The 23,137-nt window shown below is 67.0% G+C and carries 26 protein-coding genes, 1 tRNA gene and 1 other RNA gene; 14 read left to right on the top strand and 14 right to left on the bottom strand.

The features are described 5' to 3' along the window. Positions 1 to 351: 351 nt before the first annotated feature. Together ACFW3F_RS21740 and ACFW3F_RS21745 are read left to right on the top strand one after the other, a co-directional pair. Positions 352 to 729 carry a VOC family protein gene (locus ACFW3F_RS21740; RefSeq protein WP_388061129.1) on the top strand — a complete coding sequence of 126 codons (378 nt, stop codon included), beginning with the start codon at positions 352 to 354 and terminating at the stop codon, positions 727 to 729. A gap of 109 nt (positions 730 to 838) precedes the next feature. Further along, the gene (locus ACFW3F_RS21745; protein ID WP_388061131.1) at positions 839 to 1,831 is read left to right on the top strand and encodes a hypothetical protein; all 993 of its coding nucleotides are present in this window, start codon (positions 839 to 841) and stop codon (positions 1,829 to 1,831) included. A gap of 13 nt (positions 1,832 to 1,844) precedes the next feature. On the opposite strand, the gene ACFW3F_RS21750 is transcribed toward ACFW3F_RS21745, so the two are convergent. After that, positions 1,845 to 2,540, bottom strand: a complete 696-nt coding sequence (locus tag ACFW3F_RS21750; RefSeq protein WP_388061133.1) for an alpha/beta fold hydrolase — start codon at positions 2,538 to 2,540, stop codon at positions 1,845 to 1,847. 225 nt (positions 2,541 to 2,765) lie between these two features. Between ACFW3F_RS21750 and ACFW3F_RS21755 the strand changes: the two genes are divergently transcribed. The 5 genes from ACFW3F_RS21755 (at position 2,766) to ACFW3F_RS21775 (ending at position 5,256) form a co-directional block, all read left to right on the top strand. Beyond that, positions 2,766 to 2,915 carry a VOC family protein gene (locus ACFW3F_RS21755; protein WP_388061135.1) on the top strand — a complete coding sequence of 50 codons (150 nt, stop codon included), beginning with the start codon at positions 2,766 to 2,768 and terminating at the stop codon, positions 2,913 to 2,915. Then, the gene (locus tag ACFW3F_RS21760) at positions 2,912 to 3,262 is read left to right on the top strand and encodes an ArsR/SmtB family transcription factor (protein WP_388061137.1); all 351 of its coding nucleotides are present in this window, start codon (positions 2,912 to 2,914) and stop codon (positions 3,260 to 3,262) included. Before ACFW3F_RS21755 ends, ACFW3F_RS21760 begins: the two co-directional genes overlap by 4 nt. Next, positions 3,252 to 3,785, top strand: a complete 534-nt coding sequence (locus ACFW3F_RS21765) for an SRPBCC domain-containing protein (RefSeq protein WP_388061139.1) — start codon at positions 3,252 to 3,254, stop codon at positions 3,783 to 3,785. The genes ACFW3F_RS21760 and ACFW3F_RS21765 overlap by 11 nt, the downstream gene beginning before the upstream one ends. An 18-nt stretch (positions 3,786 to 3,803) precedes the next feature. After that, positions 3,804 to 4,103: a YciI family protein gene (locus ACFW3F_RS21770; RefSeq protein WP_388061141.1), complete on the top strand. Its 300-nt coding sequence runs from the start codon at positions 3,804 to 3,806 to the stop codon at positions 4,101 to 4,103. A 121-nt stretch (positions 4,104 to 4,224) separates the two neighbouring features. Further along, entirely contained in the window at positions 4,225 to 5,256 is a 1,032-nt protein-coding gene (locus ACFW3F_RS21775) for a LuxR C-terminal-related transcriptional regulator (protein WP_388061143.1), read from the top strand. Here ACFW3F_RS21775 and ACFW3F_RS21780 read toward each other — a convergent pair. The 4 genes from ACFW3F_RS21780 to pgm all read right to left on the bottom strand — a co-directional run bounded on the left by ACFW3F_RS21780 (position 5,249) and on the right by pgm (position 9,210). After that, on the bottom strand, positions 5,249 to 6,367 hold the full coding sequence (locus ACFW3F_RS21780) for a class II histone deacetylase (protein ID WP_388061145.1): 1,119 nt from the start codon (positions 6,365 to 6,367) through the stop codon (positions 5,249 to 5,251). The genes ACFW3F_RS21775 and ACFW3F_RS21780 overlap by 8 nt on opposite strands. A 181-nt stretch (positions 6,368 to 6,548) precedes the next feature. Continuing rightward, positions 6,549 to 6,621 (bottom strand) — tRNA-Ala (locus ACFW3F_RS21785). Between the two features lie 111 nt (positions 6,622 to 6,732). Then, positions 6,733 to 7,485 carry a DsbA family protein gene (locus ACFW3F_RS21790; protein ID WP_388061147.1) on the bottom strand — a complete coding sequence of 251 codons (753 nt, stop codon included), beginning with the start codon at positions 7,483 to 7,485 and terminating at the stop codon, positions 6,733 to 6,735. Between the two features lie 81 nt (positions 7,486 to 7,566). After that, a complete protein-coding gene (gene pgm, locus ACFW3F_RS21795; RefSeq protein WP_388061149.1) occupies positions 7,567 to 9,210 on the bottom strand; it encodes a phosphoglucomutase (alpha-D-glucose-1,6-bisphosphate-dependent) in 1,644 nt (547 codons plus the stop codon). Between the two features lie 120 nt (positions 9,211 to 9,330). Between pgm and ACFW3F_RS21800 the strand changes: the two genes are divergently transcribed. Then, positions 9,331 to 9,966 carry an alpha/beta hydrolase gene (locus ACFW3F_RS21800; RefSeq protein WP_388061151.1) on the top strand — a complete coding sequence of 212 codons (636 nt, stop codon included), beginning with the start codon at positions 9,331 to 9,333 and terminating at the stop codon, positions 9,964 to 9,966. A gap of 47 nt (positions 9,967 to 10,013) precedes the next feature. On the opposite strand, the gene ACFW3F_RS21805 is transcribed toward ACFW3F_RS21800, so the two are convergent. Next, a complete protein-coding gene (locus ACFW3F_RS21805; protein WP_388061153.1) occupies positions 10,014 to 11,798 on the bottom strand; it encodes a long-chain-acyl-CoA synthetase in 1,785 nt (594 codons plus the stop codon). Between the two features lie 207 nt (positions 11,799 to 12,005). On the opposite strand from ACFW3F_RS21805, the gene ACFW3F_RS21810 reads away from it, so the two are divergent. From ACFW3F_RS21810 to ACFW3F_RS21830, 5 genes are read left to right on the top strand one after another with little or no spacing between them, the layout of a single operon-like run. Beyond that, on the top strand, positions 12,006 to 13,241 hold the full coding sequence (locus ACFW3F_RS21810; protein ID WP_388061155.1) for a CaiB/BaiF CoA transferase family protein: 1,236 nt from the start codon (positions 12,006 to 12,008) through the stop codon (positions 13,239 to 13,241). Then, a complete protein-coding gene (locus ACFW3F_RS21815; RefSeq protein ID WP_388061157.1) occupies positions 13,238 to 13,858 on the top strand; it encodes a class I SAM-dependent methyltransferase in 621 nt (206 codons plus the stop codon). The genes ACFW3F_RS21810 and ACFW3F_RS21815 overlap by 4 nt, the downstream gene beginning before the upstream one ends. 54 nt (positions 13,859 to 13,912) lie before the next feature. After that, a complete protein-coding gene (locus ACFW3F_RS21820) occupies positions 13,913 to 14,836 on the top strand; it encodes a metal ABC transporter substrate-binding protein (RefSeq protein WP_388061159.1) in 924 nt (307 codons plus the stop codon). Beyond that, a complete protein-coding gene (locus ACFW3F_RS21825; RefSeq protein WP_388061161.1) occupies positions 14,833 to 15,654 on the top strand; it encodes a metal ABC transporter ATP-binding protein in 822 nt (273 codons plus the stop codon). Before ACFW3F_RS21820 ends, ACFW3F_RS21825 begins: the two co-directional genes overlap by 4 nt. Then, positions 15,651 to 16,526, top strand: coding sequence for a metal ABC transporter permease (locus ACFW3F_RS21830; protein WP_388061163.1), 876 nt, complete (start codon positions 15,651 to 15,653; stop codon positions 16,524 to 16,526). Before ACFW3F_RS21825 ends, ACFW3F_RS21830 begins: the two co-directional genes overlap by 4 nt. A gap of 7 nt (positions 16,527 to 16,533) precedes the next feature. Here ACFW3F_RS21830 and ACFW3F_RS21835 read toward each other — a convergent pair whose 3' ends face one another. Together ACFW3F_RS21835 and ssrA are read right to left on the bottom strand one after the other, a co-directional pair. Further along, complete coding sequence (locus tag ACFW3F_RS21835) at positions 16,534 to 17,142, bottom strand: AAA family ATPase (protein ID WP_388061164.1); 609 nt, start codon at positions 17,140 to 17,142, stop codon at positions 16,534 to 16,536. Between the two features lie 80 nt (positions 17,143 to 17,222). Further along, positions 17,223 to 17,596: a transfer-messenger RNA gene (ssrA, locus tag ACFW3F_RS21840) on the bottom strand. A 193-nt stretch (positions 17,597 to 17,789) separates the two neighbouring features. Between ssrA and ACFW3F_RS21845 the strand changes: the two genes are divergently transcribed. Continuing rightward, positions 17,790 to 18,173: a hypothetical protein gene (locus tag ACFW3F_RS21845; RefSeq protein ID WP_388061166.1), complete on the top strand. Its 384-nt coding sequence runs from the start codon at positions 17,790 to 17,792 to the stop codon at positions 18,171 to 18,173. A gap of 1 nt (position 18,174) precedes the next feature. Here the strand turns inward: ACFW3F_RS21845 and smpB are convergent, their stop codons facing one another. From smpB to prfB, 6 genes are all read right to left on the bottom strand, one after another. Next, the gene (gene smpB / locus ACFW3F_RS21850) at positions 18,175 to 18,651 is read right to left on the bottom strand and encodes an SsrA-binding protein SmpB (RefSeq protein WP_388061168.1); all 477 of its coding nucleotides are present in this window, start codon (positions 18,649 to 18,651) and stop codon (positions 18,175 to 18,177) included. 75 nt (positions 18,652 to 18,726) lie between these two features. Further along, positions 18,727 to 19,635, bottom strand: coding sequence for a permease-like cell division protein FtsX (ftsX, locus tag ACFW3F_RS21855; RefSeq protein WP_388061169.1), 909 nt, complete (start codon positions 19,633 to 19,635; stop codon positions 18,727 to 18,729). 54 nt (positions 19,636 to 19,689) lie between these two features. After that, the gene (gene ftsE, locus ACFW3F_RS21860; RefSeq protein WP_388061171.1) at positions 19,690 to 20,376 is read right to left on the bottom strand and encodes a cell division ATP-binding protein FtsE; all 687 of its coding nucleotides are present in this window, start codon (positions 20,374 to 20,376) and stop codon (positions 19,690 to 19,692) included. Between the two features lie 91 nt (positions 20,377 to 20,467). Next, positions 20,468 to 21,052, bottom strand: coding sequence for a hypothetical protein (locus ACFW3F_RS21865; protein ID WP_388061173.1), 585 nt, complete (start codon positions 21,050 to 21,052; stop codon positions 20,468 to 20,470). Further along, the gene (locus ACFW3F_RS21870; protein ID WP_388061175.1) at positions 21,052 to 22,008 is read right to left on the bottom strand and encodes a mechanosensitive ion channel family protein; all 957 of its coding nucleotides are present in this window, start codon (positions 22,006 to 22,008) and stop codon (positions 21,052 to 21,054) included. The genes ACFW3F_RS21865 and ACFW3F_RS21870 overlap by 1 nt, the downstream gene beginning before the upstream one ends. Further along, positions 22,005 to 23,120: a peptide chain release factor 2 gene (prfB, locus tag ACFW3F_RS21875; RefSeq protein ID WP_388061177.1), complete on the bottom strand. Its 1,116-nt coding sequence runs from the start codon at positions 23,118 to 23,120 to the stop codon at positions 22,005 to 22,007. The genes ACFW3F_RS21870 and prfB overlap by 4 nt, the downstream gene beginning before the upstream one ends. Positions 23,121 to 23,137: the final 17 nt, after the last annotated feature.

Below are 23,137 nucleotides of genomic sequence, written 5' to 3' on the forward strand. Positions count from 1 at the left end.
CGCACCTCAGGGAGCATGGATTTCGGACACTCACGAGTGTTCTTTCGTGGTCCACGACGGCCGCCAGGCCGCAGATACTGAGGTGCGAGGAGCGATAGCGACCCCCGTCCTGCTCCCTGAGGTGCGAGGAGCGATAGCGACGAGCCACGAAGGGCCCGGCGAGGAACATCACCAGCCTCAGCGACCGACTTTCCTTCCCCCTCAGCATGATCGGAGGGCATTGTGCCCTTCGACCGTGCTCAGGGGGACGAACTTTCTCGGCCCATCACGCCGCATAGCCGGCCGGCGAGCAGGGTGACGTTGTGAGCGAACTCGGCCGATCCCGCAGGAGCGCGGATTACCCTGACCGCCATGATCACCGCGGTGCACACACTGATCTACTGCGACGACCCGGAGGCCGCCCGCGCCTTCTTCCGCGACGTGCTGGGCTTCCCGCACGTCGACACCGGCGGCGGCTGGCTGATTTTCAAGACCGGTCCCAGCGAGCTCGGCGCACACCCCAGCGCATGGGAGCACGAGGGAACCGCCGGCCGCACCGACCAGAAGTTCGACGTGTCGTTCATGTGCGACGATCTCGAGTCGACGATGCGCGAACTCGCGGACCGGGGCGCGGTGTTCGCCGGCACGCCGGTCGACGAGGAGTGGGGCGTGACGGTGGGGGTCAAGGTTCCCGGCGCCGGCGAGATCACGCTGTACGAGCCGAAGTATTCGCCACCCGCCCTCCAGTGAACCGAGGGCGACACGGCCGAGCCCACTCTCATTCGGTCGCATGAAACCCGACGATTCGCGTGTCCGCTCGCGGTAATCTCCCGAGGTCACCGACCAGGAGGAGCCGACCGTGGGCAGTCCCTACGACCCGAACCAGCCGACTGCCATGGGTCCGCAGGGGCCGCAGCAACCCGGATGGCCGCCCGCCGGAGGCCACCAGCCCGGCGATCCGCAGGCAACTCCGGCACAGCCGCCGCCCCCGGGGTCGTTCGGTGGACAACCGTTCGGGCAACCGCCACATGGCCAGCAGCCCTATGGCCAGGGGCCGCAGGGTCAGCAGCCGTATGCCCAACAACCGTATGGTCAGCAACCGTATGGCCAGCAACCATTCGGCCAGCAGCCGCCACCGCCGTCCTCCAAAGGCGGCAAAAAATGGTGGTTCATCGGTGGCGGTGGACTCATCCTCGTACTGATCGTTGTCGTCGCAGTGGTACTGGCGCTGACCCTGAGCGGCGGTGACGACGAACCGTCGATCCCGACCGCGTCCGCGCTCGAACTGGTGCTGCCCGAAGACCAGTTCCCGGACATCACTGGCGACTTCACGACCGAGACGGGTAGCACCGACGACGATGGCAGCACCGTGGACAACGAGAAGTGCGCAACGCTGGTCAACTCCCAACAGACCACCGGCGAGCGTGCCGAACGCGAACTCACCGAGACCTCATCGTCGAGCGAGATCCTCTTCGGCCTCGACAACTACAGCGCCGACGTCACCAAGCCGGCCGACAACGGCTACGACGAATTCGACGAAATCCTCTCCGCCTGCTCCTCTTTCACGTTGACTCTCGACAGCGGCGACGTGCCGGTCGCACTCACTCTCGACGAGGTGGAGCTGCCGATCGACGGCGACTACAAGGCGGTCCGGATGACCGGGGCGTACGAGGTCAGGTCGCTGGAGCTCCACCTCGCGGGGATTCTCGTGATCGGCGAGGAGCGAGGTGTGTCGTTCTCGGTCACGCACAACACTGTCGACGACACTCCGCCCGCCGTGGACTCCGCGGTCAACAACAATCTGGCCGAGATGTTCGCGGCGCAGCGACAGGTCATCAAGGACGCTGCGTAGAGTCCAGCCGTCCTCAGAGGAGCATCCGCGCCAACGCTTCCGGGTCGTCGAAGATGCTCATGTGCCAGGCGCCGGATCGGATGACGAACTCCGAACCCGGGATCCGACGATGCATCGCCTCCATGGCGGCGACGTCGGACACCGTGTCGTGTTCGGCGGCCAGGACGGTCGCCGGGCACGCGATCGACGACGTGCGTTGCGAACAGTCGAACACTGCGATGGCACGCAGCGCCGACGCCCAGGATGCCCGGTCCGCGGTGGCCACCGCGTCGCGCGCGTACTGGACGACCGGGCTGTCGGTGCGCAATTCGTCTGAGCTGAACCATCGTCGGAGCGTGCCGTCGACATCGACGGTGCCGGTTGCGACAGCGGCGGCCGCCACATCGAACGCCGGGAAGGGTGTGTCTCGCGTGCACAGGAGGGTCAGTCGCGAGACGAGGTCGGGTCGCGAGATCGCGAGTTCGAGTGCCACCTGTCCACCGAAGGAGTGGCCCACCACATGCCAGGGCGCTTCGGCCGGAACCGACTTCGCGACTTCGGCGGCCAGCCGCGCCTGCAGGTCAGTGCCCACATAGCCCGGCGGTGGGTTGATCGCCGGGGTGATGACGTGGCCGTGTGCGGACAGCTCAGCACGGACGCTGTCCCACACCGTCGGCGACAGCGGAGTCCCCGGCAGGAGTAGCCAGGTCGACGTACTCGCAGACGGCACTCTCACTCCTGTGGCGCATCGATGACGGACGGTTCGTTCAGCGTGGTCGAGGACGACCGTCGTCGCAGAACATGCGTGCACCTTACGCCGGGCAGATCGCCGGAGTCCCTGGGCGGCCGGCGCCGCGATGAGGTCCGAGTGCGGAAACCGCCCGGAACCCTTGCAGCTTTTGTCAGCGACCACTAACGTTAGCGCAGAACGACGAATCTGACACAAGGAGTCATCATGCGCGTCGACGATCTGCAGGCGTCTCTCGACCGGGCCCAGACGCTGGGCGGCACAGCACTCGTGGGGCCCTCGGACCTTCCGGACGGTTACGGTCGCTTCGCGACGTTCGCCGACCCCGACGGCAATGCGATCGGACTCTGGGCATGACCGACAAGGTGCCGGGCGTCGACGAGGCCCTGCGCGCGATGGCTGAGCCCCGCCGCCGTGCCATCCTCGAACTCGTTTCCCACGAGGAGCTCACGGCGGGCGACATCGCCGCACGATTCGACGTCAGCCGCACCGCGATCTCCCAACACCTCACGGTGTTGAAAGACGCCGGATTGCTCGCCGAGCGTCGCGAGGGGACCCGCCGGATCTACCGCACTCGACCCGAAGGCATCGACCGACTGCGCGACCTGCTCGACGACATGTGGGCGTCATCCCTCGACGTCGCGCGGCAGCTGGTGGAGGCCGAACGCGGACTGACCGACGACGAGGTGAACCGTGCCGGGTGAGCGCGAGATCGGCGAGTCCCCCCGTGCCGACGGCGGTTCCGTCATCCCGCTCCGGCGTCCGCCGATCCGCCAATCCACCACCGTCCGCAGCGATCTCGACCATGTCTTCACCACGTTCGTCCGAACCATCGGAGTCTGGTGGCCGCTGCAGCCGATGTCGATCGGCGGATCCCGGGCCCGCACTGTGACGATCGACGAATACGCCGGCGGGCGGGTCTACGAGACCTGGGACGACGGCACCACCGCCGAATGGGGTCGCCTCGCGGTATGGGAGCCCCCGAACCGGTTCGTCATGTCGTGGTTGAACACCCCGGCGCCGACCGAGGTCGAGCTGGCGTTCACCTCTCTCGGTCCGGCTTTGACGCGAGTGTCCGTGGAGCACCGCGGCTGGGAGCATCTCAGCGAGGACCAGTTGCGCGAAGACTGCGCCGCGCCAGGCGGTTACAGCTCCGGCGCGTACTACGGCGGCTGGGCCGCAGCCCTGGCGGCGTCGGTCGCCGCCATCGAATCCACCCTCCCCTGACCACAGAAGGCTCATCTCATGTCCCACTTCGTGTACAAACTCGTCCCGCCCAGGCCCACCTTCGGGCCCGGGGACATGTCCGACGACGAGACCGCCATCATGGGCCGGCACGGCGCGTACTGGTCGGGCCTCCTCGCCGACGGCACCGCCGTCATCTTCGGACCGGTGGCCGACCCGGTCGGGAACTGGGGCCTGGGCGTAGTGCGCGCCGATTCCGAGGACGAGGTCCGAACGATCAGTGCCGCCGACCCCGCCGTCACCTCAGGTCTCGCGCGCGTCGAGATACTCCCCATGCCCGCGGGCATCGGACGCGACTGAAAGTCGAGACCTTCGCAGTAGCGCTGTCGACCGCGGCCCCATCGGTACGTTGCAACCGATCGCGCAGACGTGATGTCACCGACTTCCGGCGGCACCTTCGTCACGTCACTACACTGGCGAAATGAGCAATCCGGCAACCGATCTGACGCGGGGACAGTTGACGCGGGCAGTGCGGCTGCTCCAGGGCCATGTGCACTTCGACGCCGCGCTGCTCATCCACCAGCCGGAGGGCGCACGGTCTCGGATCGTGTCCCGGGTGGGGTACTCCTCGGGCTCGGCCTGGGCCTTGCAGCACCTGTTCCCTCGTGATTACGAGGTCGGCTTCACCAACCGACTCAATCCCGCAGACGGCCTGCCCCTGTCTATCAGTGACGTCGGCGGAAAGGTCCGCGAAGAGTTCACCCGTACCGTGCTGTTCGAGCAGTACCTGAGGGCCGAGGGTTTCGCAGACGGGATGACGGTCGAGTTGTTCGACGGTGGCGATTACGTGGGTCTCGCGCATTTCTCCGCGCGACGCCCCGATGCCTTCGCAGCGCCACAGCGCGCGCTGGCCCGCGACCTGTCGGGCTTGCTGGCGCTGGTCCTGAGACCGGACCAGGCGTCCGAGGACGTTCAGCGAGTACCGTCGGCCGATCCCACGGACTCGGCCGCCCCGACCCCGTCCACCGTCTACCTGCGCCGGGGCGCTCGGACCCTGTCGGCGGGTCCGGTGGATGTTCCGTTCGTCGCCGAAGCCGCGTTCGTGCATCTCGTGGGCGACTTCGTCGAATGCGGCGACGGCGAACTCCGACACCTGTGGTGGTACCAGGGGGCCTGGTATCGGGTGACGCTCTCGCGCCTGGGCGACTTCGGCGACCTCAGGGTGACCGCCTGGCCGGTGACCTCCGCGCAGGTGTGGCACCTGAGCCGGCAGGAGGTGCGGGTGCTCAGTGGGCTGGTGGTGGGGCGCACCGACGCCGCGATCGCCGCGGGACTGGATCTCAGTCCGCGGACGGTGCACACGCACATGGTGAACATCCGGCGCAAGCTCGGGGTGGACCGACGGACCGAGGCGGCCGCCCGAGCGACGGCGACCGCCACGGTCATCCCCGGCCCCGCGACAGCCCCCGTCGCCGAACTGGCACGGATCTACCGCGACTCGTTCCCTAGGTGATGTCCGCCAGCAGCTCCGTGGCTGCGTCGACCGCCTCGCGCTCGTGGGCGAGCAGGTCATCGCCGCCCATGGGACCCAGGATCGGCGCGAACGCATCGGCTGTACCGGTCGAGACGCCGGCGAGCTCCTCGACCACCGCCAGCCCGCAGAACGGAACGTAGTACGGGCTGTAGCCACCCTCCTGGAGACAGACGAGTTTCCCGTCGGCCACCTCATCGGCCACGTCGATGATCTTGCGGGCCAACGATCGGAATCCGTCGGCGCGCAGCATCATCCGCGCCAGAGGGTCCATCATCGATGCGTCGAATCCGCTCGCCACGATGATGAGTTCGGGCCGATACGCGCGCAACGCTGGCAGCACCACGGCGTCGAAGGCGTACTCGTATGCGCCGCTGCCCCCACCGGGCGGCAGCGGGACGTTGAGCGTGTAACCGAACCCGTCGCCGGAACCCCGCTCGTCCCGGAATCCCGAGTCGGACGGGAAGCAGCGATCCTGGTGTACTGAGATGTTCAGCACCTTCGCGGACTCCCGGAAGATGTCCTGGGCACCGTTTCCGTGGTGGACATCCCAGTCCACGATCGCCACCCGTTGCAGCCCAAGCATTTCAAGCGCATGGGCCGCAGCGATCGCGCCGTTGTTGAAGATGCAGAACCCGCGGCCGGTGGCGCGCTCGGCGTGGTGTCCCGGCGGATTGATGAGTGCGTAGGCGTTCCTCACGGTACCGTCGGCGACCGCGCGAACGGCTTCGATCGCACCCCCGGCCGCGAGCAGCGCGATGTGGTGGCCACCGTTGCCGAACGGCGACACCCCGTCGCCGGCGTCGCCGCCCTTGGGGAGGGCGCTCTCGGTCACGATGCGCTCGTAGTGAGCGGCGTCGTGGACGCGGAGGATGTCCTCGCGGGTCGCGGGCCCCGGCTCGAGTTGCCGCAGCGAGGCGATCAATCCGGACGCACTGATCAGCTCGTGGAGCCGTCGCTTGGTGTCGGGGTGTGCGACGTGATGCGCGATCGGCTGCGTCAGTGCGTCGACGCTGGGCGGGAAGATGCCGCCGCTGCCTGTGTCCGCCCACCCATAGAGCGTGTTCCAGATGTATCCGGTGGTCGTTGCCACGATCGTTCCTTCCGTCCGAACCGGTGTGTCGGTGGACACAGCATCGTGGGAACGGTGACGGCTGTCATCGGTACAAATACCGAGTGAGGATCGCAGTCGGGACGGTCGACATCCGGTCTGGTGTCGGAGCGACCCATGAGAAAAGCCCGTCCCGACATCAGTCGGAACGGGCTTCATTCGGTGGAGCTAAGGGGACTCGAACCCCTGACCCCCACACTGCCAGTGTGGTGCGCTACCAGCTGCGCCATAGCCCCGTATTTTGTTGTTCCGCCCTGTTCAAGGGCACTGGCGAAGTTACACCATCTCGGCGATGGCAACCAAATCGCCAGGACTCCGGTCGGGGCCTCCGACCGGAGTTCCGACGATCAGGCGTTGCCGCCACCAAGGATGCTGTCGAGCCAGGCATTGCCCTCGAGGACACCGTCGACGGGCTCGCCGTCGTGCAGCACGGTCGGGGTGCCGACCTGGCCGCCGGTGGCCTTCGACAGTTCGTCGGTCGACTTCTGCGCATTCTCCTCGGCCTGGGCGACCTTCGCGTTGTCGGTGATGCAGGTCGCGGTCGCCGGGGTCGCGCCCTGCTCGGTGGCCATCCGCGCGAGCTCCGGGCTGGTGATGTTGCCGGTGCCGTCCTCGGGCGGCTGCGCGGCGAACAGTGCGCTGTGGAATCGCAGGAACAGGTCCGTGTTCTGCTCGTCCGCGACGCATGCCAGTGCGCCTGCCGCACGCGAGCTGTAGTCACCGGTCGCCGACCGCGAGTTCAGGAACTGGAGCGTGTGGTAGCGCACGCGAAGCTTACCCTCGGTGACGGCCTTGGTGATCGCCGGACCGGACTGCTGCTCGAACACCTTGCACACCGGGCACATGGGGTCCTCGAACACGTCGATCAGGGGCGCGTTCTCGGGGCCGACGATCATCGTCGAACTCGACGCCAGCGCGGCCTGATCGGTCTCGCCGTTGCCGCGTCCGCTCCACCAGATCCCGCCGATGACGAGCCCCGCGATCACCAGGATCGCGACACCGCCGAGTACGTACGTCATCGTGTTCGACGGCGCGCTCGGCTGATACTTCGAATTGGTGGTGCGGGGCACCGATGCTCCCGGCTTGCGCTTCTTGCTCACATTCCGACAATAACGGCGTCGCGCTGATAATTGTCTGAGGGATGGACGGGTCCGGGGCCTACAGGTGAGCCCAACCCGCGATCAGCTCCCCAGCGCTGCGTCGACGACCTGTTGCGCCTCCTGCTGCACCTGCGCGAGATGCTCGGCGCCCTTGAAGGATTCGGCGTAGATCTTGTAGACGTCCTCGGTACCGGACGGACGCGCCGCGAACCAGGCGTTCTCCGTCGTCACCTTGAGCCCGCCGATCGGAGCGCCGTTGCCCGGCGCCTTCGTCATGATCGCCGAGATGGGTTCGCCGGCCAGTTCGGTCGCTGTCACCTGCTCCGGCGACAGCTTCGAGAGCACGGCCTTCTGGTCGCGGGTGGCCGGGGCGTCGATCCGCGCGTACGACGTCGAGCCGTATTCCTCGGCGAGTTCGGCATACCGCTGCGACGGGGTCTTGCCCGTCACCGCCAGGATCTCCGACGCCAGCAGCGCCATGATGATGCCGTCCTTGTCCGTCGACCACGGGCTGCCGTCGAACGTCAGGAACGACGCCCCGGCGCTCTCCTCACCACCGAAGGCGACGCGACCGTTCAGCAGTCCGTCGACGAACCACTTGAAGCCGACGGGCACCTCGAGTAGCGGCCGGCCGATCCCGGCGACCACCCGATCGATCAGTGACGACGACACGAGCGTCTTACCGACAGCGGCCGACTCGGACCACTGCGGCCGGTGCGTGAAGAGGTAGTCGATCGCGACCGCGAGATAGTGGTTCGGATTCATCAGGCCGGCGTCGGGCGTGACGATGCCGTGGCGGTCGGAGTCGGCGTCGTTGCCGGTCGCGATGTCGTACGAATCGCGGGCGGAGATGAGCGAGGCCATCGCGTTGGCCGACGAACAGTCCATCCGGATCTTGCCGTCGGTGTCGAGGGTCATGAACGAGAACGTCGGGTCGACAGTCGGGTTCACCACCGTCAGATGATCCAGGTTGTACCGGAACGCGAGCCCCGCCCAGTACCCGACGGAGGCGCCGCCCAGCGGATCGGCCCCGATGCGGATCCCGGCGTCGTGGATGGCCTGCATGTCGACGACACTGCCGAGTCCGTCGATGTAGTTCAGCAGGAACGAATAGTCCTGGACGTACTCGCTGTCCCGGGCGCGTTCGAACGGGATGCGCGCGACACCGTCGAGTTTCTGCTCGAGGAGTTCGTTGGCCCGCGCGGCGACGACCGAGGTGATCGTCGTGTCCGCCGGACCGCCGGTCGGCGGGTTGTACTTGAACCCACCGTCTCGCGGCGGATTGTGCGATGGCGTCACGACGATGCCGTCCGAAAGCACCCCCGGGTTGTCCTGGTTGAACATCAGGATGGCGCGACTGACCGCCGGGGTGGGCGTGAACGAATCGCTCTCGGCGGTGTAGACGGTGACTTCGTTGGCCGCGAGCACCTCGAGCGCGGTGCGCCACGCAGGGACCGAGAGTGCATGGGTGTCGAAGCCGATGAACAGCGGGCCGGAGATCCCCGCCGACCGGCGATAGTCGACGATCGCCTGCGTGGTCGCCAGGATGTGGGCTTCGTTGAACGCATTGTCGAAGCTCGATCCGCGATGCCCGGAGGTCCCGAACACCACCTGCTGCAACGGGTCTGACGGATCGGGCGTGTTGTCGTAATAGGCACGCACCAAGGCGTCCACATCGACGAGGTCTTCGGGCAGGGCCAAGGTACCAGCGCGAGGGTGTGCCATACCGCGATTCTGCCACTCCACGCGGCGTTCGCCCGGTTGACGAACCGATCCGTTCGACCGCGACAACCGAATCGCTACGGTGAGACAATCGCCGATGCCGCGTCGAAGGGGCCTGCACACATGCTGATCTCCGGATTGCCCGGGTTGTTGTCACCCGGACGCCGATCCCCCGGCCTGCTCGTGCTCGTTCTCCCCGGCGGCACGGACAGCAGCCGCAAACCCTTCAGTCCCCGGCAGCCATCCGCGCTGCGGATGTACCCGTTCACCTGGTCGCTGCGGTTGCGCTTCGGCCGGTCGGTGCGCGTTCACCAGGTCGGCTACCGCGTCTACGGCTGGAACGGCGACGAGAACTCGCCCATGCTCCCGGCCCGCGCGGCGCTCGACGAGATCTGCCGGCGGTACCCGGGAGTGCCGGTCGTCGCAATCGGACACTCGATGGGCGGACGCGTGGCCGCGCACCTCGCCGCCGACCGCCGGGTCATCGGTGTCCTCGGACTCGCGCCCTGGTGGCAGTTCGCCGACTGGCGACACATCCAGCCCGGAGCCCGGGTCGTCGCGGTGCACGGCGACGCCGACACCCGCACACTGGCGAAGCGGACCCGCAAGGGCATCGACGAGCTGTCGGCCCTGGGCGTAGATGCGGAGTTCATCCCGGTGCCCGGCGGCGGTCACGCCATGCTCGACCACATCGGTCTCTGGCAACGCAGCGCGCTCGATTTCGTCGGCGAACGCCTCTCCGCGCTGCGCGGCGCCTGATCGTTCAGCGCTGATCGTTCAACGCCTGATCGTTCAACGCCTGATCGTCATCGCTTGGGCCGGGCGCCCGCCAGTTCCTCGGCGAACTCGGGGTAGAACGCGACGTATTTGTCCCCCGCGAGCACATAGAGCGGGTCGTCACCGGTGTCGCCGAAGGCCTGCTTGCGGAGTTCGGTGCGCATGTTCTTGAACGTCGAGGTGTGCTCGAGCGCGGGAACGATCCGGACGAACAAGGGCACGGCGTACGCGGGCAGGCCGTCGCGCACGTGCCGCGCCAGTCCGTCGGCGTCGAACGTCTCGCCGTCGCGCAGGCTGATCGCGGCCATACCTGCTTTTCCGTCCACCCCGGGAATCGGCACACCGAACACAACTGCCTCCTCGACGGCGGGGTGCGCGTCCAGCACGGCCTCGACCTCGGTGGTGGCCACGTTCTCACCCTTCCAGCGGAAGGTGTCGCCGATGCGGTCGACGAATCCGATGTGCGAGAAGCCTTGGTCGCGTACGACGTCGCCGCTGTTGAACCACTTGTCGCCCTTGCGCTTCGCGTCTCGGACGATCTTGCGTTCGGTCGCCTTCGGGTCGGTGTATCCGTCGAAGGGAACACGCGAGTTGATCTGCGCCAGAAGCAGACCGGTTCCGCCCCGGCCGACCGGTTTCACCCGTCCGTCGGGACCACGCAGCGGCTCCCCGGTCTCTTCGTCGTATTCGACGATCGTGTAGGGCAACGGCGAGAACCCAGCCGTCTTGGACAGTCCGAAGACGTTGATGAAACCGATGTTCGCCTCACTCGCCGCGTACAACTCGACGATGCGGTCGATACCGAATCGTTCGGTGAACGCGTCCCAGATGTCCGGGCGCAGTCCGTTGCCGACGGCGAGCCGGAGGCGATGCGCGCGATCGGTCGGCTTCGGCGGCTGCGCAAGCAGATAGCGGCACAGCTCGCCGATGTAGGCGAACGCGGTCGCGTCGTTCTCGATGATCTCGTCGATGAACTTCGACGCCGAGAACTGTTTGCCGATGGCCAGACAGGCGCCCGTGGAGAGGACCGACGAGACCGAGATCGTGAGTGCGTTGTTGTGATAGAAGGGCAACGCCGTGTACATGACGTCATCGCCGCGCAGCCGGATTCCCAGACCACCGATTCCGTTCATCGCCACCAGCCAGCGGTAGTGGCTCATCTTGCTGGCCTTGGGGTAACCCGTTGTGCCCGAGGTGAAGATGTAGATCGCGGTCGAACCCACCTCGATCGATTCGGTGACCGGCCGGTCGAGCGGAGAGCAGCGCGCGGTCAGCGTCGCGAGATCGGTGAACGTGTACTCCTTGTCCGGTCGGCAGGCGACCGGAACCGATTCCAAGGCCTCGAGTAGATCGCTCTGATAGAGCACCGCTTTCGGCTCGATGAGCCCGAGACTGTGCTCGAGCACCGCGCCGCGCTGGTTGAAGTTCAGCATCCCGCAGATGGCCCCGATCTTGACGATCGCGAACATCGCGATCACGACGTCGGGATGGTTGCGCGACAGCACTGCGACGACGTCCCCCCGGCCGACGCCCTCGCGAGTCAGGAAGTCCGCGAGCCGATTTGCGCGGGCGTTCGCCTCGCGGTACGTGATCGACTCACCCTCGAACCGCAGGAAGTCCCGGTCGGGGTACTTCTGGGCGCTCTGCTGGAACCGCTTCCCGATCGACATCTTCGTGGTCGGGGGCTTCGGGAGCATCTCGGGTAGGGCGCGGAGGATCGTGCCGGCGTCACTGCGAAGCGACGCGACTCCCGACACCATGTCGGCCAGCCGGATGTCCGGCAGGAGCCCTGTTCCCGACGCGTGATCAACCATGTTCCCAGCCTCCCCTGTGTGTTGGACGACACACACCCTAGCCGGGGTTCCCGGTCAATGACACGCCGGGGCAGATTCGTTCCAAACGATCGGGTTGCGATTGATCCCGGTTGACACCCACCGTTGGCGGGCGAAACCGCAACGCGATCGACCTGGCCGTCGGCGTCGAGGCTTGGCGAAGGCCGAGCGACCGGCCACACTGTCCTGATGACCGACACCTCGCCGCGATCGACGAGCGAACGTCCCACCGGCCCCCTCGACGGCGTCACCGTCCTCGAGTTGGGCACGCTCATCGCCGGCCCCCACGCCGCACGGTTGCTGGGCGACATGGGCGCGGAGGTCATCAAGATCGAGGCGCCGGGAAAGCCCGACCCGATCCGCACCTGGGGGCAGGCCGAGGTCGACGGCCATCGGTTCTACTGGACGGTGCACGGACGCAACAAGAAGGCCGTCACGCTCGACCTGCGTTCGGAGCGAGGCCGCGAACTGTTCCTCGATCTCATCGAGCGCGCCGACGTCGTCGTCGAGAACTTCCGGCCCGGAACGTTGGAGCGACTGGGGATCGGGCCAGATGTGCTGTCCGCGCGCAATCCGGGAATAGTCGTGGTTCGCGTCTCGGGCTACGGCCAGACCGGCCCGGACTCGACACGCGCCGGGTACGCCTCGGTTGCCGAGGCCGCCAGCGGTCTGCGCTATCTCAACGGCTATCCGGGACAGCTCCCACCGAGACTGGCGTTGTCGCTGGGCGACACCCTCGCCGGCATGTTCGCCGCCCAGGGCGCACTCGCCGCGCTGTACCGACGGTCGGTGACCGGCAAGGGTCAGGTGGTCGACACCTCGCTCATCGAATCCTGTGTCGCGGTGCAGGAATCGGCCATCGCCGACTACGACGCGGGTGGCGTCGTACGCGGCCCGTCGGGCACCCGGCTCGACGGCATCGCGCCGTCGAACCTCTACCCGACCAGCGAGGGCACCCACGTCATCATCGCCGCCAACCAGGACTCGGTCTTCGCCCGCCTGTGTGCCGCGATGGGACAGCCCGAACTCGCCACCGATGAACGGTTCGCCGATCACGCCGCGCGCGGGCGCAACCAGGACGAACTCGATGCGCTCATCGGCGAATGGTCTCGGCAGTTCACGCCGGAGAAGTTGACCGACGTGCTCGGCGCCGCGGGAGTCGTTGTCGGACCGGTCAACTCGGTCGCCGAGGTGGTCGCCGACCCGCACCTGCAGGCACGCGGGATGATCGCCGAACACTACGACGAACGCGCCCAGCGCACCGTGCTCGGACCCGGCGTCGTGCCGCAGTTCAGCGACACCCCCGGTGGCATCCGCAACGCCGGTCCCCCGGCCCCCGGGTGCGACAACGAGGCCGTCTACGGCGGTGTGCTCGGACTGTCCGCCGACGAGATCGAGGATCTGCGGTCCTCGGGAGTCGTGTGACTTCGCAGCCCGGATACGACGCTCTCGCCGATCTGTACGCCGAGACGTTCCCGTCCCCGTTCACAAACATCCTGCAGCGCCACGCTTTCGGTGCATTCGTCGAGCACATCCGCGAGAGCGGAGTTGCCGGAACGGTGATCGACGTCGGATGCGGGCCAGGTCTGCTGACGGCCGAACTGGCCGCCCGCGGGCTCGATGCCCTCGGCGTCGACCCGAGTTCGGAGATGCTGCGGATCGCGCGATCGAAGCATCCCGAACTCCGTTTCGTCTCCGACGACGCGCGTCTCGACGCGCCGGAGCTCGCCGGCGTCACCGTCGCAGCACTACTGGCCCGCTTCAGCCTGATTCACCTGCCACCCGAAGCGGTGCCCGAGGTCGTGGCCGGTTGGTTCGACCGAATGGCCGCGGGGGCCGTTGTCCTGGTGGCCGGCCAGACGACCACCGTCGACGAGATCGTCGAGTTCGATCATCGCGTGGCGCCGGCGTGGCGGTGGCACCCCAACCGCATGTCCGCCGCGCTCGCCGATGCCGGTTTCGACGAGGAATGGCGAACCGTGCATCGAGCCGACGACGACCATCGATTCCCCGAGTTCCACCTGCTCGCGCGGCGAAGGTAGCCGCGGCGAGAGGCCGAACTAGAAAGTTCGGCCAACCGAAACTATAGTGTCGGCATGCCCAAGCCCGCGCGTCGTCGGTTCGTCACCGTAGTGGCGCTCCTCGCTGCCGTCTGCACGATCGTCGCGGGGTGCACGCTGTCGAGTCGGCTACCCGACGAGAAGGTCGTACTCACCACGTTCACCGTGCTCGCCGACATCGCCTCCGAGGTCGCCGGCGACCGTCTGCAGGTGGAGTCGATCACCAAGCCGGGCGCCGAGATCCACGGCTACGAACCCACCCCCGGCGACATCCGGCGCGCCGCGACCGCCTCACTGGTCCTCGACAACGGCCTCAACCTCGAAGCCTGGTTCGCCCAATTCGTCGACGGCCTCGACGTCCGGCACGTCGTCGTCAGCGAGGGCGTCGAACCGATCGACATCGCGTCGGATGCCTATGCGGGTAAACCCAACCCGCATGCGTGGATGAGTCCGGTCAACGTGCAGATCTACGTCGACAACATGGTGCGGGCGTTCACCGAACTCGATCCCGACGGCGCCGCCACCTTCGAATCCAACGCCGCCGCCTACAAGAGGCAGCTCCAGCAGGTGCAGACCGACCTCACCTCGGCCTTGGCCGAGCTGCCCGCCAACGAACGGGCTCTCGTGACCTGCGAAGGCGCGTTCTCCTATCTCGCCCGCGATGCCGGGCTCACCGAGCGCTACATCTGGCCGGTCAACGCCGAACAGCAGGCGACGCCGCAACAGGTCGCCGCCACGATCGACTTCGTCCGGGAGAACCGGGTTCCGGGCGTCTTCTGCGAGTCCACGGTCTCCGACGCTCCGATGAAACAGGTGGTCAACGCGACCGATGCGCGTTTCGGTGGCACCCTGTACGTCGATTCGCTGTCCGAGGCCGACGGCCCCGTACCCACCTACCTCGACCTCATCCGCCACGACGTCGCGACCATCGTGTCGGGCCTGACCGGGAGTAACACGTGAACGCCTCAGCGACAACCGGTTCCGCCATCGACGTGGCGGACGTGACCGTGCGGTACGGCGACATCGTCGCCCTCGACCACGCATCGGTACGTGTACCGGCCGGCCAGGTGTGTGGCCTCGTCGGCATGAACGGATCGGGCAAGTCGACCTTGTTCAAGACGATCGTGGGGTCGGTGACCCCGACGACCGGCACGGTCCGGCTGGGCGGCCGGACCCCCACCGCTGCACGTCGCGCCGGCGCGCTCGGCTACGTGCCGCAGTCCGAGGACATCGACTGGAGCTTCCCGATCTCGGTCCGCGACGTCGTGATGACGGGTCGCTACGGCCATCTCGGGTTCACCCGACGTCCGAAGCGTGCCGACCACGACGCGGTCGACGAGGCCCTCGCACGCGTTGAACTCACCGACTTCGCCGACCGCCAGATCGGTCGGCTCTCCGGCGGTCAGCGAAAGCGGGCCTTCGTCGCCCGCGGAATCGCGCAGGAAGCCGAGATACTGCTGCTCGACGAACCGTTCGCCGGCGTCGACAAACGAAGCGAGGCAACCATCACTGCCCTGCTGCGCGAGCTCGCCGATGCCGGGACGACGATCCTGGTCTCGACGCACGATCTGCAGGTCCTACCGGAACTGGCCGACGAAGCGATCCTGCTGATGCGCCGGGTGATCGCGCAAGGCGCACCGACCGAGGTGATCACGACGGACAACCTGGTTCGCGCGTTCGGTCTCGATCCACTCGCCCGCCCGACATCCGGACACCGCGAGTCCGAACGCCACGAGTCCGTACGCCACGAGTCCGATCGCCACGAGGAGGCCTCGTGAACATCGTCGACCTGCTCCTCGATCCGTTCGCGTACGCGTTCATGACGCGTGCACTGTGGGCGACGCTGGTCGCTTCGGTCGTATGCGCGCTGCTGTCGTGCTGGCTCGTGCTGATCGGTTGGTCACTGATGGGCGACGCGGTCTCACACGCGGTGCTGCCCGGTGTGGTCCTCGCCTACATCGTCGGCGTGCCGTTCGCCATCGGCGCGGTCATCTTCGGCTTCATCGCAGTGGCGCTGATCGGCGTCGTACGGGACGGCGGCCGGGTCAAGGAGGACGCCGCCATCGGCATCGTCTTCACGACGCTCTTCGCCTTCGGACTGGTCCTGATCTCGGTGACGCCGAGCCAGACCGACCTGAACCACATCATCTTCGGCAACCTGCTCGGCGTCTCGACCTCGGATCTCGTCCAGATCGCGATCCTGGGCGCGATCGTGGCGACGCTGCTCCTGCTGAAGCGACGCGACTTCACCCTGTACGCCTTCGACCGCACGCACGCCTTCGCCATCGGACTGAGTCCCCGACTGCTGGGCGCCGCCCTGCTCGCGCTGCTCGCCCTCACCGCGGTGACCGCCCTACAGGTCGTCGGCATCGTCCTGGTGGTGGCGATGCTCATCATCCCCGGCGCGACCGCGCGGCTTCTCACCGACCGTTTCGGCCGGATGTTGCTCATCGCGCCCGCCGTCTCGGCGATCTGCGGTGTCATCGGCCTGTACGTCTCCTACTACCAGGACACCTCTCCCGGCGGGATGGTCGTCCTCGTCCAAGGCATCGCGTTCTTCCTCGTCTATCTGTTCAGCCCCACCCACGGGGTGGTGACGAAGCGTCGCAAACACCGGGAGAGTGCCGCGGCCGACGCGGCGGTGGTCTGACGCCGGTCTACCGGATGTGCGCGATCGAGACCGCGGCGCGTCGTCGGAGTGCGCCCAGAGTTCCCAGCCGCGGCCGGACGAGTTCGAGCCCCGCGTGGTCGGCGATGTGCTCGACGACCTCGTCGATCGACCTGTTCTCGTTGGACATGTGAGTCGCGTACTTCTCGTGGGCAAGGGCGGCGACACAGCGGTTCGTCTGCTGCATCGCCCACGTCTCGTCGGCTCCGACGATGCGCCCGAACATCGCGGCGGCGCGAGTGCGGAGGCGGCGATGGATCGTCGCGCTCGACGACGTCAGGGCGTAGTGGCGGACATCCACCCCTCGCGAGCGGAGGCCACCCACGATCTCGTCGAAGTACGCGTCCTCGACGAGCGTCATCGGGACGATGACCGGACCGTCGGACGATCGATCGGCCTGCACAAGGGTCTCGAGCACGGCCGATCGCCACTGCGGGCGATTCTGGAAGTCGCCGCGCTCCCCTGCCGGGAGCATGCGGTGGATGGCGAACCCGATCAGTTCGGGATCGGCCACATGGGACGTCGCCAGACGGCGGTGGAGTTCGTGAGCGGTGTGCGTCTTGCCCGCACCGAAGGCCCCGTTGATCCAGACCAGCATGCGGGCCACCGTACCGATCGCAACGGGGCGACCCCACTGACGGAGAACGCCCCACCTGGCGAACCAGGTGGGGCGCTTACTCGTGGAGCTGCCGGGAATTGAACCCGGGTCCTCCGTCGTGTTGTTAGGGCTTCTCCGTGTGCAGTCCGCTATGTCTCTACTCGGATCTCTCGGTCACGCGAACAAGCCGAGATGACGATCCCAGTCGCTGTTTGGTGTTCCGTCCTCACCCGCGACCGGCGAGGACGGTGAGCTCCCATAGATGATGCCGGCATCCGGGTCTGGGAGCATAACCCGGGCCGACAGACTAGCCGGCGCTACTTAGGCAGCGAGGGCGTAGTCGCGCTGATTGGAATCGGCGCTTAATTGGTTGCTGCGACGCTCACGGTGGTCTCCAGCCTGCACCGACACGCTTCCCCTATCTCGACGCACGAAGTCGAAACCGATCAGCCCCGAGTAGGACCCGCCGACCGAAGTCAGCGACCACTTCAGTCTAACAACTCGTCATCCAGAGTTCATTCCCATTGTCGGTCGCGTCGATCACCAGCACTTTCCCAGCTCGTCGCCAGGCTCGGCCCAGGAGACGCCGGAATCGTGGAGATCTCGCAGCCGAGCTGAGCTCGGAGACGGACGACAAGGGAGAGTCCATGAACGACCCCACCCAGCCCCCCGCCCACCGGGCCGACGCCGCGGCCGACGCACAGAATCCGGACGACGCGGCGACGCGCTCACCGGACCGGGCACCCACCGAGCCGATCGCACCCGATGACGATCGTCGGGCTCCCGCGACCGACGCTCCCGTTGGTCCCGCCCCTCAGTCCGCACCGGTCGACCGCAAGACGGCCCCGGCCCGGAGTGCACTGATCGCCGGCGCAGCCGGACTGGCCATCGTTGCGGGCGCACTCGGATTCGGCGCCGGCTACATCACCGGCGACACGACGTCCGAGCGGCCCACACCCGGCGCCGTCTGGCAGCAGGGCGGCAACGGGACGCAGATGGGTCAGCACGGGATGGGCGACACCGGCGCCTGACTCAGCCCATCCCCTTCACGCGACGCCCGACCTCACGTTCGACCTCGCGCTGCGCGGTGCGCTTGGCGATGTCCTGGCGCTTGTCGTGGGCCTGCTTTCCGCGGGCCAGCGCCAGCTCGACCTTCACCTTGCCGTCGTGGAAATACATCGACAGCGGCACCAGGGTGAGGTTGCCGTCGCGGATCTTGCCGACGAGGTTGTCGATCTCGCGCCGATGCATGAGCAGTTTGCGCTTGCGCCGTACGGAGTGGTTGGTCCACGATCCGTTGCCGTACTCGGCGATGTGCAGGGCATGCAGCCACACCTCGCCGTCGTCGATCGTCGCGAAGGCATCGACCAGCGACGCCTTGCCTGCGCGGAGGCTCTTCACCTCGGTGCCGACGAGCACGATTCCGGCTTCGTAGACGTCGAGGATGGCGTAGTTGTGCCGCGCCTTGCGATTGGACGCGATCACATTGCGTCCCTTTTCCTTCGGCATGCACTCACCTCCTCGCCTCGTAGGCGACCAACTCGTTGCTGGTCGCCGACAGTCCGAACCGCCGGGACGGACGGATCATTCCCGGACATAGACACGAAGCGTGACATATGCGGTCGCGCCCGCCAACACAATTCCGCCGAGGACCAGCCACGGTGCGACGAACAGCACGTCGGTCATCTCGATCCGCGCGAAGAAACTGACCCCGTACAACTCGCGTAACGCGTTGTCGAAGAAGAACTTCTTGGCCAGCAGCAGACCGCCGATGGCCAGCACCGACCCGACAAAGGCCGACACCACCGCCTCGAGCAGGAACGGCAGCTGGGTGTACCACCGGGTGGCGCCCACCAGGCGCATGATCGACACCTCGGTCCGTCTGGTGAAGGCCGCGACCTGAACGGTGTTGATGATCAACAGGATCGCGGCGATGGCCAGCACCGACGCGATGGCGAACGTCGCGTTGCGGACACCGTCGAGGACACTGAAGATCCGCTGGACCAGTTTGCGATCGTCCTTGAACGCGTCGACACCCAGATCTTTCCGAGCCGCGTACTTGGTGAGCACCGCGTCGAACTGCCCCGGATCGGAGACGCGCACTCGCAGGGAGGCCGGTAGCGTGCCCTCCACGATGTTCTCGGCGAGATCGGGGTTGTTCGCGAAGATCTCCTTGGCACGCTTGAAGGCTTCGTCCTTGTCGAGGTAGGTCACCGAGGTCACCCCCGGTTCGTTCTCGAGCCCGCGACGAAGCTGGGCGCACGGGTCGGACTCGCACTGCGGATCCCGTTCGGTCACCTCGGGATTGAGATAGAACTCCATCTCCACCCGATCGAGGAAGATCTGCTGGCTCTTGTCCGCCATCTGGATCACCAGCAGACCACCGCCGAACATCCCCAGTGTGATCGCGGTGGTGATGATCATCGCGATGGTCATGGTCGCGTTGCGGCGGAGTCCGTGGAGAACTTCGCTGATGATGAAATTCGCTCGCATGTCTGCTCAGACAGTCCTTGGGTCTCGGTGAAGTGTGTCGGGGCCGGCGGCGCGTCAGCCGATCCCGTACACGCCCTGTGGGTCGTTGCGGACGAGTTCACCGCTGTCGAATTCGAGCACCCGTCGTCGCATCGCGTCGACGATGTGACGGTCGTGCGTGGCCATCACCACCGTGGTGCCTCGGCGGTTGACGCGGTCGAGGACATCGACGATCTCCTCGCTGGTCTCGGGATCGAGGTTTCCGGTGGGCTCGTCGGCCAGCAGCACGAGCGGTCGGTTCACGATGGCGCGGGCGATCGCCACTCGCTGCATCTCACCGCCCGACAACTCGTTGGGCATGCGGTCGTGTTTGCCTTCGAGGCCGACATACTCGAGCACCTCCGGCACCACCCGCTGGATGGTCGAACGCGGCCGGCCGATCACCTCGAGGGCGAACGCGACGTTCTCGGCCACCGTCTTCTTCTGCAGCAGCCGGAAGTCCTGGAACACACACCCGATGGACTGGCGCAGCTTCGGCACCGATCCCGCGCGCAGTTTGTTGACGTGGAACTCGCCGAGGTACACCTCGCCGCTCGTCGGCCGGTCCTCTTTGAGGAGCAGGCGGAAGAACGTCGACTTACCCGACCCCGAGGGCCCGATGAGAAACGCGAACTCCCCCTTGTCGACCTCGAGGCTCAGATCCCTGAGAGCGGGTCGACTGGACGCCTTGTACTGCATCGTGACGTTCTCCAGCTTGATCACGATGTGCCAGTGTAACGACGACTCCTGAGAGTGCGTTCAGGCGCGACACTCCGCCGCTCGGACCTGACTGACCAGCGGTTTTCGGCCCGCGTCAGCGTGTCGGGACCGTGGTGGTCGGGGTTTGCCCGCCGAAATTCGGGAACGGGACGTTGGGCAGTCCCGGAATGGTCTCCCGGCTCGTACTCGGCGTGGGCGCCCGGGTCCCGTCCGTCGACGAACCCTCCGTCTGATCGACGCCACCGGTCGTGTCGGTGGTCGACGGCTCCGTGGTGGTTGTCGTCGAATACGTCGACGGTGGGGGCTCGTACGTCGGTTCGACGGTCTGCGATGTCGTCGGCGCGGGCCGCGCGGGCGCAGGCGCCACGACGCCGTAGCGCTGCGAGGTGTACCCGTACAGCACGCAACATGCCAGGAACACGGCGACGAGGATCGCGGTGCTCGTCCGGAGTCGGGTCCGCGCGATGTGGCCCCAATCGATCCGCCGCCTGCCGTCGGACTCGTCCGGCGACTGCTGCGGTGGTGGGTCCTGCGGTGGGATGCCGTCCGTCGGGATGATCTGTGTCGGATTGTCGTCGCCGGGGATGTCCCTCCCGGGCCGACCCTCGCGCGGCACACTCTCCCCGGTCTCGTCCTCGCCGGGCCTGTTCCGGCCCGGGGTGTCCGGTGTGTCGACCATCAGTCTCCCCCGTCCCGGTTGCCCTGATCGGCGTGTGTCGCCGGCGGCCCTCCCGCGGAGCGGACCTCGCGGGCGGGCACGTTGATCCCCTCACGCGCCAATGCCCGGATGATGTGCACCCGCAGTGAACGTCCCACCTCGAACTGCTTGCCCGGCAGGGTGCGAGTCACCATGCGCACCGTGATCGCGTCGAGTTCGAGGCTGATGACGCCGAGCGACGACGGCGCATCGAGCAATATGTCATGCCACCGCGGCAGCGCGTAGAACTCGCGGCCGACCCGGTCGAGCGTGTCATTGACGAGCCCGATGTCGGCCTCGGACGGGACCGGCACGTCGATGACGGCGCGCGCCCAGTCCTTCGACAGGTTGGTGGCCTTGACGATCTGGCCGTTGGGGACGGTGATGACCTCCCCCTCGGCGGTGCGCAGCTTGGTCACTCGCAGCGTCACGTCCTCCACGGTGCCCTCGGCCGGCGCATTGCCCGTCACCGTCAGGTTGACCACATCGCCGTACCCGTACTGCTTCTCCGCTACTACGAAGAACCCGGCCAGGATGTCCTGCACGATGCGCTGCGCGCCGAAACCGAGGGCGGCACCGATCACCGCGGTGGGGCCGGTCAGACCACTCAGCGGGATGCCGAACACCGACAGCGAGTGGACGATCACGATGATCGCGATCACCACGATCAGGGTCCACGCCACGACATCGACCAGTGCGCGACGATGCTTGGCATCTTCGGTCTGAACGATCAGGTCGCTGGTCGAGAAACGCGAATCGACGCGCGAGGCGTACTTGTCGGCGAACCAGCGGATCAGGCGGGCCAGCAGGACCGCGCCCAGGATCCAGATCACGATCTCCAGACCGCTGGTGACCAGCCAGACATAGACCCGACCGATGAGCAGTTCGGTCGGGCTCGGCGCAGCGGCCAGCACGAGGTCGGCGGTGGAGGCGATCACGCTTCCGCGGTCGCCATCCGCCAGCGGATCCCGGCCTCGATGAACTTGTCCAGCTCGCCGTCGAGCACCGACGTCGGGTTGTTGTCCTCGACACCGGTCCGCAGGTCCTTGACCATCTGGTACGGATGAAGCACGTAGGAGCGCATCTGATTGCCCCAGCTCGAACCGCCGTCACCCTTCAGCGCGTCGAGCTCGGCGCGTTCCTCCAGCCGTTTGCGGTCGAGCAGCTTGGCCTGCAGGACGCGCATGGCCGACGCCTTGTTCTGCAGCTGACTCTTCTCGTTCTGGCACGTGACGACGATGCCGGTGGGGATGTGCGTGAGGCGGACCGCGGAGTCGGTCGTGTTGACCGACTGCCCGCCGGGGCCCGACGACCGGTAGACGTCGACCTTGATGTCGTTCTCGTCGACGTCGATGTGGTCGGTGGTCTCCACCACCGGCAGCACCTCGACCTCGGCGAAGGACGTCTGGCGTCGGCTCTGGTTGTCGAACGGACTGATCCGCACGAGGCGGTGCGTGCCCTGCTCGACCGAGAGCGTGCCGTACATGTACGGGGCCTTCACCGCGAACGTCGCGCTCTTGAGGCCCGCCTCCTCGGCATAGGAGGTGTCGTAGACCTCGACGCCGTACCCCTTCTGCTCGGCCCACCGGATGTACATGCGCATCAGCATCTGCGCCCAGTCCGCTGCATCGACGCCGCCGGCACCGGAGCGGATGTTGACCACGGCATCGCGTGAGTCGTACTCGCCGGCGAGCATCGTCTTGACCTCCATCGCCTCGATGTCGGCCCGCAGGCTCGCCCGTTCCGCATCCGCATCCGCGACAGCCGCGACCTTGTCGTCACCTTCTTCGGCGTCGGCGAGCTCGTAATGCACGGGGAGGTCGTCGAGGCGCTGGCGGAGTTCGGACACCTTCCGCAGCTCCGACTGCGCGTGCGACAGCTCGCTCGTCACCTTCTGGGCGTGGTCCTGGTCGTTCCACAGGTCCGGATCCGACGCCTGCATCTCCAGCTCATCGATGCGACGACGGAGCTCCTCGAGGTCGAGCACCTTCTCCACGGTGGTCAAGGTGGCGTCGAGGGATTCGAGGTCTGCGGTCACGTCGGGATGCACGGTGATCCAGACTACCG

The sequence above is a fragment of the Gordonia sp. NPDC058843 genome (assembly GCF_042743165.1).
In the GTDB taxonomy this organism is placed as follows: Bacteria; Actinomycetota; Actinomycetes; order Mycobacteriales; family Mycobacteriaceae; genus Gordonia.